The sequence below is a fragment of the Pseudomonas emilianonis genome, from assembly GCF_023072625.1.
Classification (GTDB): Bacteria; Pseudomonadota; Gammaproteobacteria; order Pseudomonadales; family Pseudomonadaceae; genus Aquipseudomonas; species Aquipseudomonas paraveronii.
In genome coordinates, this window is the sequence record NZ_JAKNRV010000019.1 from 1 (window position 1) to 15648 (window position 15648).

Annotated in this window: 17 protein-coding genes; 1 reads left to right on the top strand and 16 read right to left on the bottom strand. The window is 57.0% G+C overall.

Features of this window, described 5'->3' with window-relative positions; all coding sequences use genetic code 11:
* From L9Z73_RS04295 to rpmH, 16 genes are all read right to left on the bottom strand, one after another.
* A partial coding sequence (locus tag L9Z73_RS04295; protein WP_247396720.1) for a F0F1 ATP synthase subunit gamma occupies positions 1 to 297 on the bottom strand: 297 nt, incomplete at its 3' end.
* Between the two features lie 50 nt (positions 298 to 347).
* Positions 348 to 1892: a F0F1 ATP synthase subunit alpha gene (gene atpA / locus L9Z73_RS04300; RefSeq protein ID WP_017848933.1), complete on the bottom strand. Its 1545-nt coding sequence runs from the start codon at positions 1890 to 1892 to the stop codon at positions 348 to 350.
* 21 nt (positions 1893 to 1913) lie between these two features.
* The gene (locus L9Z73_RS04305) at positions 1914 to 2450 is read right to left on the bottom strand and encodes a F0F1 ATP synthase subunit delta (protein WP_247396723.1); all 537 of its coding nucleotides are present in this window, start codon (positions 2448 to 2450) and stop codon (positions 1914 to 1916) included.
* Between the two features lie 12 nt (positions 2451 to 2462).
* Positions 2463 to 2933: a F0F1 ATP synthase subunit B gene (locus tag L9Z73_RS04310; protein WP_015886647.1), complete on the bottom strand. Its 471-nt coding sequence runs from the start codon at positions 2931 to 2933 to the stop codon at positions 2463 to 2465.
* A 57-nt stretch (positions 2934 to 2990) separates the two neighbouring features.
* Entirely contained in the window at positions 2991 to 3248 is a 258-nt protein-coding gene (gene atpE, locus L9Z73_RS04315; RefSeq protein ID WP_002555987.1) for a F0F1 ATP synthase subunit C, read from the bottom strand.
* Between the two features lie 133 nt (positions 3249 to 3381).
* Positions 3382 to 4251 (bottom strand): F0F1 ATP synthase subunit A, encoded by an 870-nt coding sequence (gene atpB, locus L9Z73_RS04320; RefSeq protein ID WP_053258795.1) that lies wholly within the window; start codon positions 4249 to 4251, stop codon positions 3382 to 3384.
* A 16-nt stretch (positions 4252 to 4267) separates the two neighbouring features.
* Positions 4268 to 4675, bottom strand: coding sequence for a F0F1 ATP synthase subunit I (locus tag L9Z73_RS04325; RefSeq protein ID WP_247396726.1), 408 nt, complete (start codon positions 4673 to 4675; stop codon positions 4268 to 4270).
* 148 nt (positions 4676 to 4823) lie between these two features.
* Positions 4824 to 5696, bottom strand: coding sequence for a ParB/RepB/Spo0J family partition protein (locus tag L9Z73_RS04330; protein ID WP_247396730.1), 873 nt, complete (start codon positions 5694 to 5696; stop codon positions 4824 to 4826).
* A gap of 9 nt (positions 5697 to 5705) precedes the next feature.
* Positions 5706 to 6503: a ParA family protein gene (locus L9Z73_RS04335; RefSeq protein WP_247396734.1), complete on the bottom strand. Its 798-nt coding sequence runs from the start codon at positions 6501 to 6503 to the stop codon at positions 5706 to 5708.
* Positions 6504 to 6521: 18 nt separating this feature from the next.
* Complete coding sequence (gene rsmG, locus L9Z73_RS04340; RefSeq protein WP_247396736.1) at positions 6522 to 7166, bottom strand: 16S rRNA (guanine(527)-N(7))-methyltransferase RsmG; 645 nt, start codon at positions 7164 to 7166, stop codon at positions 6522 to 6524.
* Entirely contained in the window at positions 7163 to 9055 is a 1893-nt protein-coding gene (gene mnmG / locus L9Z73_RS04345; protein ID WP_247396738.1) for a tRNA uridine-5-carboxymethylaminomethyl(34) synthesis enzyme MnmG, read from the bottom strand. Before mnmG ends, rsmG begins: the two co-directional genes overlap by 4 nt.
* 551 nt (positions 9056 to 9606) lie before the next feature.
* Positions 9607 to 10977 carry a tRNA uridine-5-carboxymethylaminomethyl(34) synthesis GTPase MnmE gene (gene mnmE / locus L9Z73_RS04350; protein WP_247396740.1) on the bottom strand — a complete coding sequence of 457 codons (1371 nt, stop codon included), beginning with the start codon at positions 10975 to 10977 and terminating at the stop codon, positions 9607 to 9609.
* 79 nt (positions 10978 to 11056) lie between these two features.
* Positions 11057 to 12739: a membrane protein insertase YidC gene (gene yidC, locus L9Z73_RS04355; RefSeq protein WP_247396742.1), complete on the bottom strand. Its 1683-nt coding sequence runs from the start codon at positions 12737 to 12739 to the stop codon at positions 11057 to 11059.
* Between the two features lie 2 nt (positions 12740 to 12741).
* Positions 12742 to 12987: a membrane protein insertion efficiency factor YidD gene (yidD, locus tag L9Z73_RS04360; protein ID WP_003213574.1), complete on the bottom strand. Its 246-nt coding sequence runs from the start codon at positions 12985 to 12987 to the stop codon at positions 12742 to 12744.
* Positions 12980 to 13387, bottom strand: a complete 408-nt coding sequence (gene rnpA, locus L9Z73_RS04365; protein WP_426101977.1) for a ribonuclease P protein component — start codon at positions 13385 to 13387, stop codon at positions 12980 to 12982. Before rnpA ends, yidD begins: the two co-directional genes overlap by 8 nt.
* A 13-nt stretch (positions 13388 to 13400) precedes the next feature.
* The gene (gene rpmH / locus L9Z73_RS04370) at positions 13401 to 13535 is read right to left on the bottom strand and encodes a 50S ribosomal protein L34 (protein WP_003213577.1); all 135 of its coding nucleotides are present in this window, start codon (positions 13533 to 13535) and stop codon (positions 13401 to 13403) included.
* 586 nt (positions 13536 to 14121) lie between these two features.
* Here rpmH and dnaA point away from each other — a divergent pair.
* Positions 14122 to 15639 carry a chromosomal replication initiator protein DnaA gene (gene dnaA, locus L9Z73_RS04375; RefSeq protein ID WP_247396743.1) on the top strand — a complete coding sequence of 506 codons (1518 nt, stop codon included), beginning with the start codon at positions 14122 to 14124 and terminating at the stop codon, positions 15637 to 15639.
* Positions 15640 to 15648 lie beyond the last annotated feature (9 nt).

A 15648-nucleotide genomic window follows, 5' to 3' on the forward strand; every position in this document is an offset into this window, starting at 1 on the left:
CAGGGCCTTGAACAGGTTGGTATTCAAACCACCGCACAAACCACGGTCACTGCTCACAACCACATAACCCACACGCTTAACTTCGCGGTCGATCATGAACGGGTGGCGGTATTCCGGGTTGGCGTTGGCCAGATGCCCAATTACCTGGCGGATACGCTCCGCATAAGGACGGCTAGCCGACATGCGCATTTGTGCCTTGCGCATTTTGCTGACCGCCACTTTTTCCATGGCGCTGGTAATTTTTTGCGTGCTTTTGATGCTCGCAATCTTACTGCGAATCTCTTTTGCGCCTGCCATGTAACACCTATCAGGTTAGCAAGCGGGAGCCTTGCGGCTCCCGCTGCGGCTTACCAGGTTTGGGTGGCCTTGAACTTCTCGATACCGGCTTTCATGCCAGCGTCGATATCGTCATTGAAGTCACCCTTCACGTTGATCTTCGCCATCAATTCGGCGTGATCGCGGTTGAAGTAAGCAATCAGCGCTTGTTCAAAGCTGCCGACCTTGGCGATTTCAACGTCGGTCAGGAACCCACGCTCAGCGGCATACAGCGACAACGCCATGTCAGCGATCGACATTGGGGCGTATTGCTTCTGCTTCATCAGCTCGGTAACGCGCTGACCATGCTCAAGTTGCTTACGGGTCGCTTCGTCCAGGTCAGAAGCGAACTGGGCGAATGCCGCCAGTTCACGGTACTGAGCCAGAGCGGTACGGATACCACCGGAGAGCTTCTTGATGATCTTGGTCTGAGCGGCACCACCCACACGGGATACCGAAACACCGGCGTTCACTGCAGGGCGGATGCCCGAGTTGAACATGGCCGATTCCAGGAAGATCTGACCGTCGGTGATGGAAATCACGTTGGTCGGAACGAACGCGGAAACGTCGCCAGCCTGGGTTTCGATGATCGGCAGTGCGGTCAGGGAACCGGTTTTGCCGGTCACTGCGCCGTTGGTGAACTTCTCTACGTATTCTTCGGAAACGCGGGATGCGCGTTCCAGCAGACGGGAGTGGAGATAGAACACGTCGCCTGGGTAGGCTTCACGGCCTGGTGGACGGCGCAGCAGCAGGGAAATCTGGCGGTAAGCCACTGCTTGCTTGGACAGATCGTCATAAACGATCAGCGCGTCTTCACCGCGGTCGCGGAAGAATTCACCCATGGTGCAACCGGAGTACGGTGCCAGGAATTGCAGCGCAGGAGATTCCGAAGCACTGGCAGCCACGATGATCGTGTTGGCCAGGGCGCCGTTTTCTTCCAGCTTGCGAACCACGTTGGCGATGGTCGATTGTTTCTGACCGATCGCTACGTAGACGCAGAAAATGCCGCTGTTCTTCTGGTTGATGATCGCGTCGATCGCCAGAGCGGTTTTACCGATCTGACGGTCACCGATGATCAGCTCACGCTGGCCACGGCCGACTGGGATCATGGCATCGACAGCCTTGTAGCCAGTCTGTACAGGCTGGTCTACCGACTTACGCCAGATCACGCCTGGAGCAACTTTCTCGACCGCATCGGTCTCGGTGTTGTTCAGCGGACCTTTGCCGTCAACTGGGTTACCCAGTGCGTCGACTACGCGACCCAGCAGTTCCTTACCAACCGGAACCTCCAGGATGCGGCCGGTGCACTTGGCGCTCATGCCTTCAGCCAGACTGGTGTACGCGCCCAATACAACGGCACCTACGGAGTCTTGCTCCAGGTTGAGGGCCATACCGTAGACGCCGCCCGGAAACTCGATCATCTCGCCGTACATTACGTCGGCCAGACCGTGAATCCGCACGATGCCGTCAGATACGCTGACGACAGTGCCTTCGTTACGGGCTTGGGAGGTCACATCGAGCTTGTCGATGCGGCCCTTGATAATTTCACTTATTTCGGAAGGATTGAGTTGCTGCATTGCTCTGCTGCCCCTTCAAACTCAAGATTTCAATGCTTCGGCAAGGCTCGCGAGTTTGCCGCGAACCGAGCCATCGATAACCAGGTCGCCGGCGCGAATGACAATGCCCCCAATGAGGGATTTGTCTTCCGCAACTTGCAGGCGCACTTCCCGGTCGAGTCGTGCACTGAGAACCTTGGCGAGTTTGTCTTGCTGTTCTTGGTTCAATGCAAAAGCACTGGTCACTTCAACGTCTACCGACTTCTCTTGCTCGGCCTTGTACAGGTCGAACAGAGCGGCAATCTCCGGCAGAAGCGGGAGACGGTCGTTTTCGGCAACGACGTGGATGAAGTTCTGCACTTTCACATCGAACTTGTCGCCGCACACGTCAATAAACGTGGCGGCCTTGTCTGCGCTCGTCAGGCGCGGGGCCTTGAGCACGCGCTGCATGGTGTCGTCTTGTGACACTGCTGCAGCCAGGCCGAGCATGGCTGACCAAGAGGCCAGCTGCTGGTGGGCCTGGGCGTGCTCGAAGGCTGCCTTAGCGTAAGGTCGGGCCAACGTGGTCAGTTCTGCCATGATCGCCCTCGCTTAAATTTCAGCAGCCAGTTTATTAACCAGCTCCGCGTGCGCGTTTTGATCGATTGTGGCACCGAGGATCTTCTCGGCACCGCCGACCGCCAGAGCACCCAATTGGGCACGCAGCGCGTCTTTGACGCCGTTCAGTTCCTGTTCGATCTCGGCATGAGCCGAAGCCTTCACACGGTCAGCTTCGACGCGGGCTTTTTCAACAGCCTCTTCGACGATCTGGTTGCCGCGCTTCTTGGCTTGCTCAATGATTTCAGCTGCCTGTGCTTTAGCATCGCGCAGTTGATGACCCACTTTCTCTTGGGCCAACTCCAGGTCGCGAGCTGCACGGCTGGCAGCGTCCAAACCATCCGCGATCTTCTTCTGACGTTCGTGCAAAGCCGCGATGACCGGAGGCCACACGAACTTCATGCAAAACACTACAAAAATGAAGAACGCAACGGATTGGCCAATCAGGGTTGCATTAATGTTCACGCCAACACCTCGCTCATTCGTTGTCCATCACCCCAATCAACTCGAAAATTCGAGTGATTAGCCAGCGAGTTGACCAACGAAGGGGTTCGCGAAGGTGAAGAACAGAGCGATACCAACGCCGATCATGGTCACGGCGTCGAGCAGACCGGCGACGATGAACATTTTAACTTGCAGCATTGGGACCATTTCTGGCTGACGCGCTGCGCCTTCCAGGAATTTGCCGCCAAGCAGGCCGAAACCAATGGCAGTACCCAGGGCGCCCAGGCCGATCAACAGTGCAACAGCGATAGCGGTTAGACCAACTACAGTTTCCATCTTTCCTCCCGACTTTTACGTCGTATGGTTTAGGTTTTTTAGATTTTAAAGCGGTAAAACAAATCGTTTCATAGCCCTTTCAGGCCACCTTCCCGTTTTACCGGGAAGGACATCAGACTAGTCGAGACTGGTCTTAATGGTTCTCTTCGTGCGCCATCGACAGGTAGACGATGGTCAGCATCATGAAGATAAACGCCTGCAGGGTGATGATCAGGATGTGGAACACAGCCCACGCCCACTGCAGAACAATGCCCAGGCCGCTAAGCCAGAGCAGACCGCTGCCGAACATCACAGCGATCAGAATGAACACCAGCTCGCCGGCATACATGTTGCCGAACAGTCGCAAGGCCAGGGAGATCGGCTTGGCAACCAGGGTCACGAATTCCAACAGGAAGTTCACCGGGATCAGCAGGGCTTGAACGAAGATGTTCTTGCTGCCGAACGGGTGCAGGGTCAGTTCGCCGATGAAGCCGCCGATGCCCTTGACCTTGATGCTGTAGAAAATGATCAACGCGAACACCGACAGGGCCATGCCCAGGGTGGCGTTAGGGTCAGTGGTGGACACCGCACGGAATGGAATGTGGTGATCGCCAGTGATCAGGATGGCCAACTGAGGAATCCAGTCGACCGGAATCAGGTCGACGGCGTTCATCAGGAACACCCAGACGAAGATGGTCAGTGCCAGCGGTGCAATCACCGGGCTACGGCCATGGAAGCTGTCTTTCACGCTGCCATCGACGAATTCGACCAATACTTCAACGAAGTTCTGCAGGGCACCTGGTTGACCGGAAGTCGCCTTCTTTGCCGCCATGCGGAAAATCAGGACGAAGATCAGACCCAATGCGACCGACCAGCCCAGAGTATCCAGGTGGAAAGCCCAGAAGCCCATTTCTTTGGCTTCTGCTGCGGTGTGGGCGAAGCCCCAGCCGCCGTTGGGAAGCTGACCGAAGGTCAGGTTCTGCAAGTGGTGCTGGATATAGCCCGAAGCGGTTGTTTCTGCCATGGTTGCCTCAAACGCCCTAAGGTTTCGAAAGTCTTGTTTTCATTAGCAGGGGAGCGAACCAGTTGACCAGTTGGGTCAACACGAAGACGCCGAATACAGCCAGCGGCGCCAATGGCTTCACACCTGCAAAGGTCAGTGCAAACAGCACTGCCGTCAAAATCAATTTCCCCGCCTCGCCGGCATAAAAGGACCGGACGATAGCCTGGGCTGCTCGGGCGCCGGAAAACCGAAAGGCCCTATGAGCAAAATACATATTGGGCAGCAATGCTATCAGGCCTCCGCAGAGTCCCGAGTACCCGGCTACGACGCCATGCCAATACCAAAGCGCCAGTGCGGCGATCAGCAAAATGACAAATTGCGCCATTAACACCGGGAAAACCGCTAAGCGATGGAACGACGACGTGTTTGGCGTGCGGGTTTCCACCACTCTTGCTCCTCAATGGTCGGCTGCCGGAAATCAATAACTTGGCATAATTTGTGCCGACAAAATGCGCGCAGAGTATAGGGGCGGTTCTGCCCCTATTCAACTGGTAGGTAGTGATTTCCGATCACGCGCTACATAAGCAAATGTTTCAGCGGATGTGGGCAAGCACGCCCTGAAGCTCATCGAGCGAGTTATAGCCGATGACCAATTGGCCTTTACCTTTCTTACCATGCCGAATCTGCACCGCAGAGCCCAGGCGCTCGGCCAGGCGCTGTTCGAGACGCGCGATATCCGGATCAGGTTTGGCCGTTTCGACCGGTGCAGGTTTGCCACTGAGCCACTGTCGAACCAGGGCCTCGGTCTGACGAACGGTGAGGCCTCGTGCGACAACGTGTCGCGCCCCTTCAACCTGTTGATTTTCCGGTAAACCGAGCAAAGCACGCGCATGACCCATTTCCAGGTCGCCGTGGGAAAGCATCGTCTTGATGACTTCCGGCAGTGCGATCAGGCGCAGCAGGTTAGACACGGTCACGCGGGATTTACCCACCGCATCGGCCACTTGTTGCTGGGTCAGCTGAAACTCCTGCTGCAAACGCTGCAAGGCGATCGCTTCTTCGATCGGATTGAGGTCTTCGCGCTGGATGTTCTCGATCAACGCCATGGCGATGGCGGTTTCATCCGACACATCGCGCACCATCGCCGGGATGGTTTCATTGCCAGCCTGTTGACTCGCGCGCCAGCGACGTTCGCCGGCGATGATTTCAAAGCGGCCGCCGCCAATCGGGCGTACCACGATCGGCTGCATCACACCCTGGGCCTTGATCGAATTGGCCAGTTCTTCCAGCGCCTGGGGGTCCATGTCCCGGCGTGGCTGGTATTTGCCGCGCTGGATCAGGTCCAGCGGCAGATGCTGCAGCTCGCGCTCGTCGGCCTGTACCGCTTGTTCTTCAAGGGTCGTGACAGTCGGACCACTCAGCAGTGCATCCAGTCCACGTCCGAGACCTCGTTTCTTGACGGCCATGGGGTTTCCTTAAGTTGGCTGGGCTGCAGTGGTACGGGAGTTGCGGCGTTGACGACGAACCATCTCGCCGGCCAATGCCAAGTAGGCAATGGCACCACGGGAGGACTTGTCGTAAGCCAGCGCGGGCATGCCATAGCTTGGCGCTTCGGCCAGGCGGATGTTGCGTGGGATCACGGTGTCGTACAGCTGATCGCCGAAGTGTTCCTTGAGCTGCGCCGATACATCGTTCATCAGGCTCAGGCGCGGGTCATACATGGTCCGCAGCAGCCCTTCGACTTTCAGGTTCGGGTTCAGCAGTTCGGCAATGCGCTTGATGTTATCCACAAGGTCGCTCAAGCCTTCGAGGGCGAAATACTCACACTGCATCGGGATGATCACGCCATCGGCGGCCACCAGTGCATTGAGCGTCAGCATCGACAACGACGGCGGGCAGTCGATCAAGATGTAATCGTAATTCTCGCGGATCGGCGCCAGGGCGCTGCGCAGACGGCTTTCTTTCATCTGCATTTCCAGCAGAACCACTTCCGCCGCCGTCAAATCGCGGTTGGCCGGCAGCAACTGATAACCGCCGTGTTCGGAATAGTGCATGGCCTGGGCCAGGTCGCACTCGCCAATCAGCAAGTCGTAGACCGAGTTTTCCAGGCCGTGTTTATCCACACCGCTACCCATGGTGGCGTTGCCCTGTGGATCGAGATCGATCAACAGCACCCGGCGCTTGGTCGCGACCAGGGATGCTGCGAGGTTGATGCAGGTGGTGGTTTTACCCACGCCACCTTTCTGGTTCGCTATCGCGAATACCTTAGCCATTCTTGCTTGTGTTCCCAATCATGCCGTGCGGCGCAGTATCAGCAGATGGCGTTGGCCTTGGCAACCGGGTACGGCCAAGGCGTGTTCGCTATCGAGGTGGAAGTCTGCCGGCAATGCTAGCAGCTCGTCGCTTGGATGAACGCCCTTCATTGCCAGCCAACGGGTGTCACGGTCGCCTAAGTGGCGGGTCCAGTTGCTGAAGTTCTCCATGCTGCTGAAAGCCCGGGAAACAATTCCGTTGAAAGGCTGCGGCGGCGTGAAGGCTTCGACGCGACTGTGGATAACTTGCAGGTTGTCCAGCTTCAGCTCGAGTTTGACCTGGGTCAGAAAGCGGGTCTTCTTGCCGTTACTGTCCAGGCACGTCACTTGCGACTCAGGAAACAGGATGGCCATGGGAATGCCGGGCATGCCGCCGCCGCTGCCTACGTCGAGCCAGCGGCCGTTTTCGATGAACGGCATCACGCTCAGGCTGTCGAGCAGGTGGCGCGAGACCATTTCGTCGGGATCGCGCACTGCCGTGAGGTTGTAAGCCTTGTTCCATTTGATCAACAGGGCCAGGTAGCCCAGCAGCAACTCATGCTGGGCGGCGCTCAGGTCGACGCCCAACTGGCGTGCTCCTGTGGATAACTCTTCGGCGTGTTGCGAGGTGACCAACGAACTCAAGCGCTTTGCTCCAACTGACGGCCCGCGCCGCGTTTTTTCAAATGAATCATCAACAGCGAAATGGCTGCCGGGGTGACGCCGGGAATACGTGAAGCCTGGCCCAAGGTTTCCGGCCGAGTTATCCCCAGCTTGCTTTGGATTTCTTTCGACAACCCGGAAATCCCGGTGTAATCGATATCCACAGGCAGCTTGATGTCCTCACTGGCGCGCAGACGAGCGATCTCATCCTGCTGGCGATCAATGTAACCGGCGTACTTGGTTTTGATTTCGACCTGTTCGGCGACCTGTGGATCGTCTGCACCGCCGCCGGTCACTTCAACCAGGCCGGCGTAGTCGATTTCCGGACGGGACAGCAGGTTCAGCAGGTTGTACTCGTGGGTCAGCGGCGTGCCGAATTTTTCGGCGATCGCGTCGCCCTGCTCGGTGCCCGGGCGAACCCAGGTGCTTTTCAGGCGTTGCTCTTCCAGGTCGATGCTTTCGCGTTTTTTGCAGAAAGCCGCCCAACGCGCGTCATCCACCAAGCCCAACTCACGGCCTTTTTCGGTCAGGCGCAGGTCAGCGTTGTCTTCACGCAGGATCAGACGGTATTCCGCCCGCGATGTGAACATCCGGTACGGTTCCTGTGTGCCCAGGGTGATCAGGTCGTCAACCAACACGCCGATATACGCTTCATCGCGACGCGGGCACCAGCTGTCTTTGCCCTGTGCGCGCAACGCGGCGTTGGTCCCGGCCAGCAAACCTTGGGCACCGGCTTCTTCGTAACCGGTGGTGCCGTTGATTTGCCCGGCGAAGAACAGACCGCCGATGACCTTGGTTTCCAGACTGTATTTCAGGTCACGCGGGTCGAAGTAGTCGTACTCGATGGCGTAGCCGGGACGCACGATGTGCGCGTTTTCCATGCCGCGAATCGATTGCACGATCTGAATTTGCACGTCGAACGGCAGGGAAGTGGAAATCCCGTTCGGGTACAGCTCGTGAGTGGTCAAGCCTTCGGGCTCGATGAAAACCTGGTGGCTTTCCTTGTCGGCAAAGCGGTGGATCTTGTCTTCGATCGACGGGCAATAACGTGGCCCGATACCTTCGATCACCCCGGAATACATCGGCGAACGGTCGAGGTTCGCCGCGATGATTTCGTGGGTACGGGCGTTGGTGTGGGTAATCCAGCAGCTCACCTGTTTCGGGTGCTGTTCTTTCGAGCCCATGAACGACATCACCGGAATCGGGGTATCGCCGGCCTGCTCGGTCATCACCGAGAAATCTACGGAACGGCCATCGATTCGCGGCGGCGTGCCGGTTTTCAGGCGACCGACCCGCAGCGGCAGTTCGCGCAGACGTTGTGCCAGGGCAATCGACGGCGGATCGCCGGCTCGGCCACCGGAATAGTTCTGCATGCCGATGTGGATAAGTCCGCCGAGGAAGGTACCGGTGGTCAACACCACGGATTCTGCGAAGAAACGCAGGCCCATCTGGGTGACAACACCGCGTACCTGGTCCTGTTCGACGATCAGGTCATCCGCGGCTTGTTGAAATATCCACAGGTTCGCCTGGTTTTCCAGGGTTTCACGTACCGCCGCCTTGTACAGGATGCGGTCGGCTTGAGCCCGGGTCGCTCGCACAGCGGGGCCTTTGCGGCTGTTCAGCACGCGAAATTGGATACCGCCTTTGTCGGTGGCCATGGCCATCACACCGCCAAGGGCGTCGATTTCCTTGACCAGATGGCTTTTGCCGATGCCGCCAATGGCAGGGTTGCAACTCATGGCACCAAGGGTTTCCACGTTGTGCGTCAGCAACAGGGTTTTTACGCCCATGCGTGCTGAGGCCAGTGCTGCCTCGGTACCGGCATGACCGCCGCCGATGACGATCACTTCAAAACGGGAAGGGAAATCCACCACGCACCTCGTGCCTGCTTATGTAGGTAATTAGGAATTGATTGGTTGAGCTGGTTTTAGAGCTTTGGCGGCAAGTATAGGGACTTAGCCCTTCCTAAAGAACCCTTTGCACAAAATTTAACCAGCTGTGGATGAATCACAGACAATAGAAATTAAAAGAGAGAAATATATTAAATCTTTGTTTTTATGTTTATTTCTACTGAGCCTACTTTCTGTGGATAGATCTCTACAGCCCTTAAGTTACGTTGTGTACAGAGATTCAAAAGTCTGTGGTCATGTGCCCATGAGCGGCGTGGATAAGTGCTCTAAGCCTGTGGATTAAACCGGTGGTTATCCACAGATGGGTTTTTGCTCAGGTTTCAAGCCCTGTTATCAACCGAGCACAAGGGCGGTTATTCACAGGGCTTAATCCACAGAAATAGACGCGCCAACGCAAATTGCGCCCACGGCGAGGCCACCAAAGGCTTGGTCATGAATGAAAATAGGGAGGGAGATGGCTGAAACACGAGCAACAGACAGGCACGAATGGCCTGTCTGTGGACAACGAAGGACTATTTACCGATACAGAAGCTGGAAAAGATCCGTCCCAGCAGATCATCCGAGCTGAACGCACCGGTGATCTCGCCCAGCAGTTGCTGCGCCTGGCGTAAATCCTCAGCCAGCAGCTCACCGGCCCCCGCCAAGGTCAGCTGTGCCCTACCGTGCTCTAGCGCCGTACTAGCATGGCGCAGCGCCTCCAGGTGCCTGCGACGGGCACTGAAGCTGCTTTCCGACGTCTGCTCATAGCCCATGCAGGCTTTGAGGTGTTCGCGCAGCAACTCCAGGCCATCCCCGGCCGACTTGGCGCTCAGGCTGATAGTGACGTGGCCATCCGCGCTGGTTTCCATGGCAATCGCTTCGCCGGTGAGATCGGCCTTGTTACGGATTAAGGTGACTTTGGCCGGGTCAGGCCGTTGTTCGAGGAATTCCGGCCACAGGGCGAAAGGGTCCACGGCCTCGGGCGCGGTGGCGTCTACCACCAGCAGCACGCGGTCTGCTTCGCCTATCGCCTTGAGGGCACGTTCCACGCCAATCTTTTCCACTTGGTCGTCGGTGTCACGCAGGCCGGCGGTGTCAACGACGTGCAGCGGCATGCCGTCGATGTGGATATGTTCGCGCAAGATATCCCGGGTGGTGCCGGCAATCTCGGTAACGATCGCCGCCTCACGGCCCGCCAGGGCATTGAGCAGGCTGGATTTGCCGGCATTGGGGCGCCCGGCGATCACCACGGTCATGCCGTCACGCAACAGAGCGCCCTGCCCGGCTTCGCGCAGCACTGTGGATAACTCGTCTCGGACTTTATCCAGCATTGCCAACACATGGCCATCAGCGAGGAAGTCGATTTCCTCTTCCGGAAAATCAATCGCCGCTTCCACATAGATGCGCAGGCTGATCAGTTGCTCGGTCAGGTTATGCACACGCAGGGAAAATGCCCCCTGCAGCGAGCGCAAGGCATTGCGCGCCGCCTGTGCAGAACTGGCCTCGATCAAATCGGCAATGGCTTCGGCCTGGGCCAGGTCGAGTTTGTCGTTGAGAAACGCGCGCTCGCTGAATTCTCCCGGCCGGGCCAGACGGCAGCCCAGTTGCAGGCAGCGCTGCAGCAACATATCCAGTACGACGGGGCCGCCGTGGCCCTGCAGTTCAAGGACATCTTCACCGGTAAAGGAATTTGGGCCCGGGAAATAGAGGGCCAGGCCTTCGTCCAGCACTTGGTTGTCCGCATCCAGAAACGCGCCGTAATGGGCATAGCGCGGCTTCAACTCACGACCGCTGATGGCCTTGGCGGCAATGCCCGCGAGCGGCCCGGAAATTCGAACGATACCGACTCCGCCGCGACCTTGTGCGGTCGCGACAGCAGCGATGGTTTCACGAGGAGCGCTCATCAGCAGGTTCCAGAACAAAAGTGACGGAAAGCAAAACGCCCCACTAGGGGGCGTCTTGAGTGGTTATCCACAGAGTAAGTTACGCCTCGGCTTTTTTGGTAGCCGCTTCGATCTTACGCGTGATGTACCACTGTTGAGAGATCGACAACACGTTGTTGACCACCCAGTACAGCACCAGACCAGCCGGGAACCACAGGAAGAAGAAGGTGAAGATGATTGGCATCATTTTCATCACCTTGGCCTGCATCGGGTCCGGCGGAGTAGGGTTCAGGCGCTGCTGGATGAACATGGTCGCGCCCATGATGATCGGCAGGATAAAGAACGGGTCTTTGATCGACAGGTCAGTTATCCACAGCATGAACGGCGCCTGGCGCATTTCCACGCTTTCCAGGAGTACCCAGTACAGCGACAGGAATACCGGCATCTGTACCAGAATCGGCAAGCATCCACCCAGCGGGTTGATCTTCTCTTTCTTGTACAGCTCCATCATGGCCTGCGACATTTTCTGCCGGTCATCGCCATGTTGTTCTTTCAGCGCAGCCAGTTTCGGGGCCACGGCACGCATGCGCGCCATCGACTTGTAGCTGGCGGCCGACAGTGGGAAAAAGATCCCCTTGATCAGCATCGTCAGGAAGATGATCGAGAAGCCCCAGTTGCCGACGATGCTGTGGATATGTTGCAGCAGCCAGAAGATCGGCTGGGCAATGAACCACAGGATGCCGTAATCCACAGTCAGTTCCAGACCTGGGGATAACTCCTTGAGCACAGCCTGGCTTTTCGGACCGGCGTACAGGGTCGCGCTGGTTTCAGCCTTGGCACCTGGTGCGACGGTCAACGCCGGGCCAGTAAAGCCAATGATGTAGTTGCCCTGGCTGTCTTTGCGGGTTTGAACCAGATTGGCTTCACCCCTGTTCGGAATCCAGGCGGTCACAAAGTAGTGTTGCAACCAGGCAACCCAACCACCTTGGACAGTTTCTTTCAGCGCGCCCTTGTCGATATCTTTCATCGACACTTTTTTGTACGGCTCGTTACTTGTCCACAGGGCGGCGCCCAGGTAAGTCGCGGTGCCGGTGGCGGTGCTGGAAGAAGGATCCGAGCTGCCATCACGCTTGAGCTGGGCAAACAAGTTGCCGCTCCACGGTTTGTTGCTTTCGTTGTCGATCAGGTAAGTGACCTTCAAGTCGTACAAACCACGGGTGAAACTGAAGCGTTTGATGTAATTGACGCCGTCGAGGCTGAATTTCAGGTCGACGTTCAATTGGTTCTGGCCATCAGCCAGTTGATAAGTCTTCTGTTCGGTCGAATAAACCGGACGACCGGTAGCACGTGCATCAGGACCGTTGGTGCCGGTCAGGCCGCTTTGTGCCAGATAAACACGTTCGCCGCCGTTATCGAACAGCTGGAACGGAACATCCGGATGGTCTTGGCGACGTGGATACAGCGGCAGTTTCAACTGCGCGATATCACCACCTTGTGGATCGATAGCCAGGTCGAGTACATCCGTTTTTACGTGGATGAGGTCTTTATTGGTGACAACTGGCGTTTCTACAGGGGTGCTGGTCTCGCCATTCGCGCTGGGAACATCGGCACTCGCGGACGCATTGTTACCCAGCGGGGTGTCCGGAATAGCCGGCGCAGCCTGATTGGTAGCAACATTCTGAGTCGGCAGGGCAGCTTGGCCATAGTCCTGGTTCCACTTAAGAACCATGACGTAGGACACGATTGCCAGGGCGACGATCAGGATCGTGCGTTTAATATCCATGATTACTCGGCCATCGAAGAAGAACGGGAGGTAGGGATAGGTGGAACCGGGTCATAACCACCGGGATTCCACGGATGACAGCGACCTAAACGACGAAAGGTCAGCCAGCCACCGCGCAGAAGACCATGATTTTCTATGGCCTCTAACGCGTAGCAGGAACAACTGGGGTAGAAACGACAGTGGTTGGCCATCAGAGGACTAATGGCATAGCGGTAAAACTGGATCGGAACGAGGGCCAGTTTACGCATCGGTGCTGTCTACCCCTACAGTTTCGGTGCTGACTGCTGGTGCTGGCGTGTGGGTACGCGCCAAACGTTTCCAGAGCTTGCCGAAATGCTGAATCAATTCGGGGTTTTCTACGTCCCCCAAGCCTTTGCGCGCGACGATAACAATATCCCAACCAACCAGAGTGTCCTGGTGGAGGCGAAACGATTCGCGCATCAGACGCTTGAGGCGATTGCGCTCAACGGAGAGCTTTACGCTCTTCTTGCCGATCACCAACCCGAGACGGGGGTGATCCAGATCGTTGTTACGCGCAAGGAGCAGGAGATTTTTCCCCGGAACCTTGCCGGTGGGGGAGTCAAAGACTGCCTTGAAGTGCCGGGGGGTTAGCAGACGCTTTTCCCGACTGAAGTCCTGACTCACCACCAGTACCGGATTATCAAACTGCCAGACGCGCACGACCTTTGGCGCGGCGACGCGACAGGACAGCACGGCCGTTCTTGGTAGCCATGCGAGCACGGAAGCCGTGAGTACGGGCGCGTTTGATGGTGCTTGGTTGGAAAGTACGTTTCATGGCGTTGTTACCTGGTTCGTCCACAACGGGCCGGAATGGCCCCCGTTTTAAGAGACCGGCGATTCTAGAGAAAGCAAGCCTCTAGGTCAATTTCCAACCAGCTTTTCCTTGAATTAGTTCTTTAACAGGCCATCAGCCCTTTTCTGTCCGACCGGCTTCCAGAGGCAATGCCATAGATATAAAAATAAAGAAGGAAGTTATTTAAAGCTTCTCTGTAATGCTTATAAAAGCTAGGCACGCAATCTTCTGTGGATAACTACCTCAAGGCCATATTCCACGTGATGTACAGAGAATGACAACACGGGGGAGAAACGGTGCTCTGCCTGTGCTGCGCTGTCGGATAAGCTGTGGGTGGAATGGGTTGTTATCCACAGGCCAGTTACCCACAGACTTTCGACCCCACTTGTGCAACGAGCTCAGGGGCGCTTATCCACAGAGCTTATGCACAGACCATTGGTCGCCTTTATTCGCGTTAACACGTTGATTTTGGCTGGCCTGTGCGCAACCTACATGTGGATAAGTGGACGGCCGACCGCTACAATGGCGGCTGTTTTTGCCTCACCGGCTTTCAACTTAGGGGATATCCGTGTCAGTGGAACTTTGGCAGCAGTGCGTGGAGCTTTTGCGCGATGAGCTGCCTGCCCAGCAATTCAACACCTGGATCCGTCCACTACAGGTCGAAGCCGAAGGCGACGAGTTGCGTGTCTACGCACCCAATCGTTTTGTTCTCGACTGGGTCAACGAGAAATACCTGAGCCGCGTTCTCGAATTGCTCGATGAACATGGCAACGGCCTCGCGCCCGTGCTCTCTCTGTTAATAGGCAGCAAACGTAGCTCCGCGCCTCGTGCTGCGCCGAATGCGCCATTGGCCGCGGCTGCGTCGCAATCCCAGGCGGCGGCCGCACCGGTCAACCACACGCCGACTCCTGCGTCGACGGCTTCGAAAGCCTCGGCGCAGAAAAACGCGCCGGCCAACGTAGAGCCGTCCCGCGACAGCTTCGATCCGATGGCGGGTGCCAGTTCCCAGCAAGCACCGGTTCGCGCCGAACAGCGCACCGTGCAGGTTGAAGGCGCGCTCAAGCACACCAGCTACCTCAACCGTACCTTTACCTTTGAGAACTTCGTCGAGGGTAAATCCAACCAGTTGGCCCGTGCGGCCGCCTGGCAAGTGGCGGACAACCCCAAGCATGGTTACAACCCACTGTTCCTTTATGGTGGCGTTGGCCTGGGTAAGACGCACTTGATGCATGCGGTGGGTAACCATCTATTAAAGAAGAACCCGAATGCCAAGGTGGTGTACCTGCACTCGGAGCGCTTCGTGGCTGACATGGTCAAGGCCCTGCAGCTCAACGCTATCAACGAATTCAAGCGGTTCTATCGCTCCGTGGATGCCTTGCTGATCGATGACATTCAGTTCTTCGCGCGCAAGGAACGTTCCCAGGAAGAGTTTTTCCACACCTTCAACGCCCTGCTCGAGGGCGGCCAGCAGGTCATCTTGACCAGCGACCGCTATCCGAAGGAAATCGAAGGCCTGGAAGAACGCTTGAAGTCGCGCTTTGGCTGGGGCCTGACCGTGGCTGTCGAGCCGCCGGAACTGGAAACCCGCGTAGCGATCTTGATGAAAAAGGCCGATCAGGCGAAAGTCGATCTGCCACACGACGCCGCGTTCTTCATCGCCCAACGCATTCGCTCCAACGTGCGTGAGCTGGAAGGCGCACTCAAGCGGGTCATCGCGCACTCGCACTTCATGGGCCGCGACATCACCATCGAGCTGATTCGCGAATCCCTGAAAGACCTGTTGGCACTGCAGGACAAACTGGTGAGTGTGGATAACATCCAGCGCACCGTGGCCGAGTACTACAAGATCAAGATTTCCGACTTGCTGTCCAAGCGCCGTTCGCGTTCGGTGGCACGTCCGCGTCAGGTGGCCATGGCACTCTCCAAAGAGTTGACCAACCACAGCCTGCCGGAAATCGGCGATGTCTTCGGTGGTCGCGACCACACCACGGTCTTGCACGCATGCCGCAAGATCAACGAACTTAAGGAATCCGACGCGGATATTCGCGAGGACTACAAGAACCTGCTGCGTACACTGACTACTTGATGACACCAG

Excerpts from the sequence above, each read along its gene's own strand:
- atpA (WP_017848933.1), bottom strand. The coding sequence starts at position 1,892 with ATGCAGCAACTCAATCCTTCCGAAATAAGTGAAATTATCAAGGGCCGC.
- L9Z73_RS04305 (WP_247396723.1), bottom strand. The coding sequence starts at position 2,450 with ATGGCAGAACTGACCACGTTGGCCCGACCTTACGCTAAGGCAGCCTTC.
- atpE (WP_002555987.1), bottom strand. The coding sequence starts at position 3,248 with ATGGAAACTGTAGTTGGTCTAACCGCTATCGCTGTTGCACTGTTGATC.
- atpB (WP_053258795.1), bottom strand. The coding sequence starts at position 4,251 with ATGGCAGAAACAACCGCTTCGGGCTATATCCAGCACCACTTGCAGAAC.
- L9Z73_RS04330 (WP_247396730.1), bottom strand. The coding sequence starts at position 5,696 with ATGGCCGTCAAGAAACGAGGTCTCGGACGTGGACTGGATGCACTGCTG.
- L9Z73_RS04335 (WP_247396734.1), bottom strand. The coding sequence starts at position 6,503 with ATGGCTAAGGTATTCGCGATAGCGAACCAGAAAGGTGGCGTGGGTAAA.
- mnmE (WP_247396740.1), bottom strand. The coding sequence starts at position 10,977 with ATGAGCGCTCCTCGTGAAACCATCGCTGCTGTCGCGACCGCACAAGGT.
- yidC (WP_247396742.1), bottom strand. The coding sequence starts at position 12,739 with ATGGATATTAAACGCACGATCCTGATCGTCGCCCTGGCAATCGTGTCC.
- yidD (WP_003213574.1), bottom strand. The coding sequence starts at position 12,987 with ATGCGTAAACTGGCCCTCGTTCCGATCCAGTTTTACCGCTATGCCATT.
- rpmH (WP_003213577.1), bottom strand. The coding sequence starts at position 13,535 with ATGAAACGTACTTTCCAACCAAGCACCATCAAACGCGCCCGTACTCAC.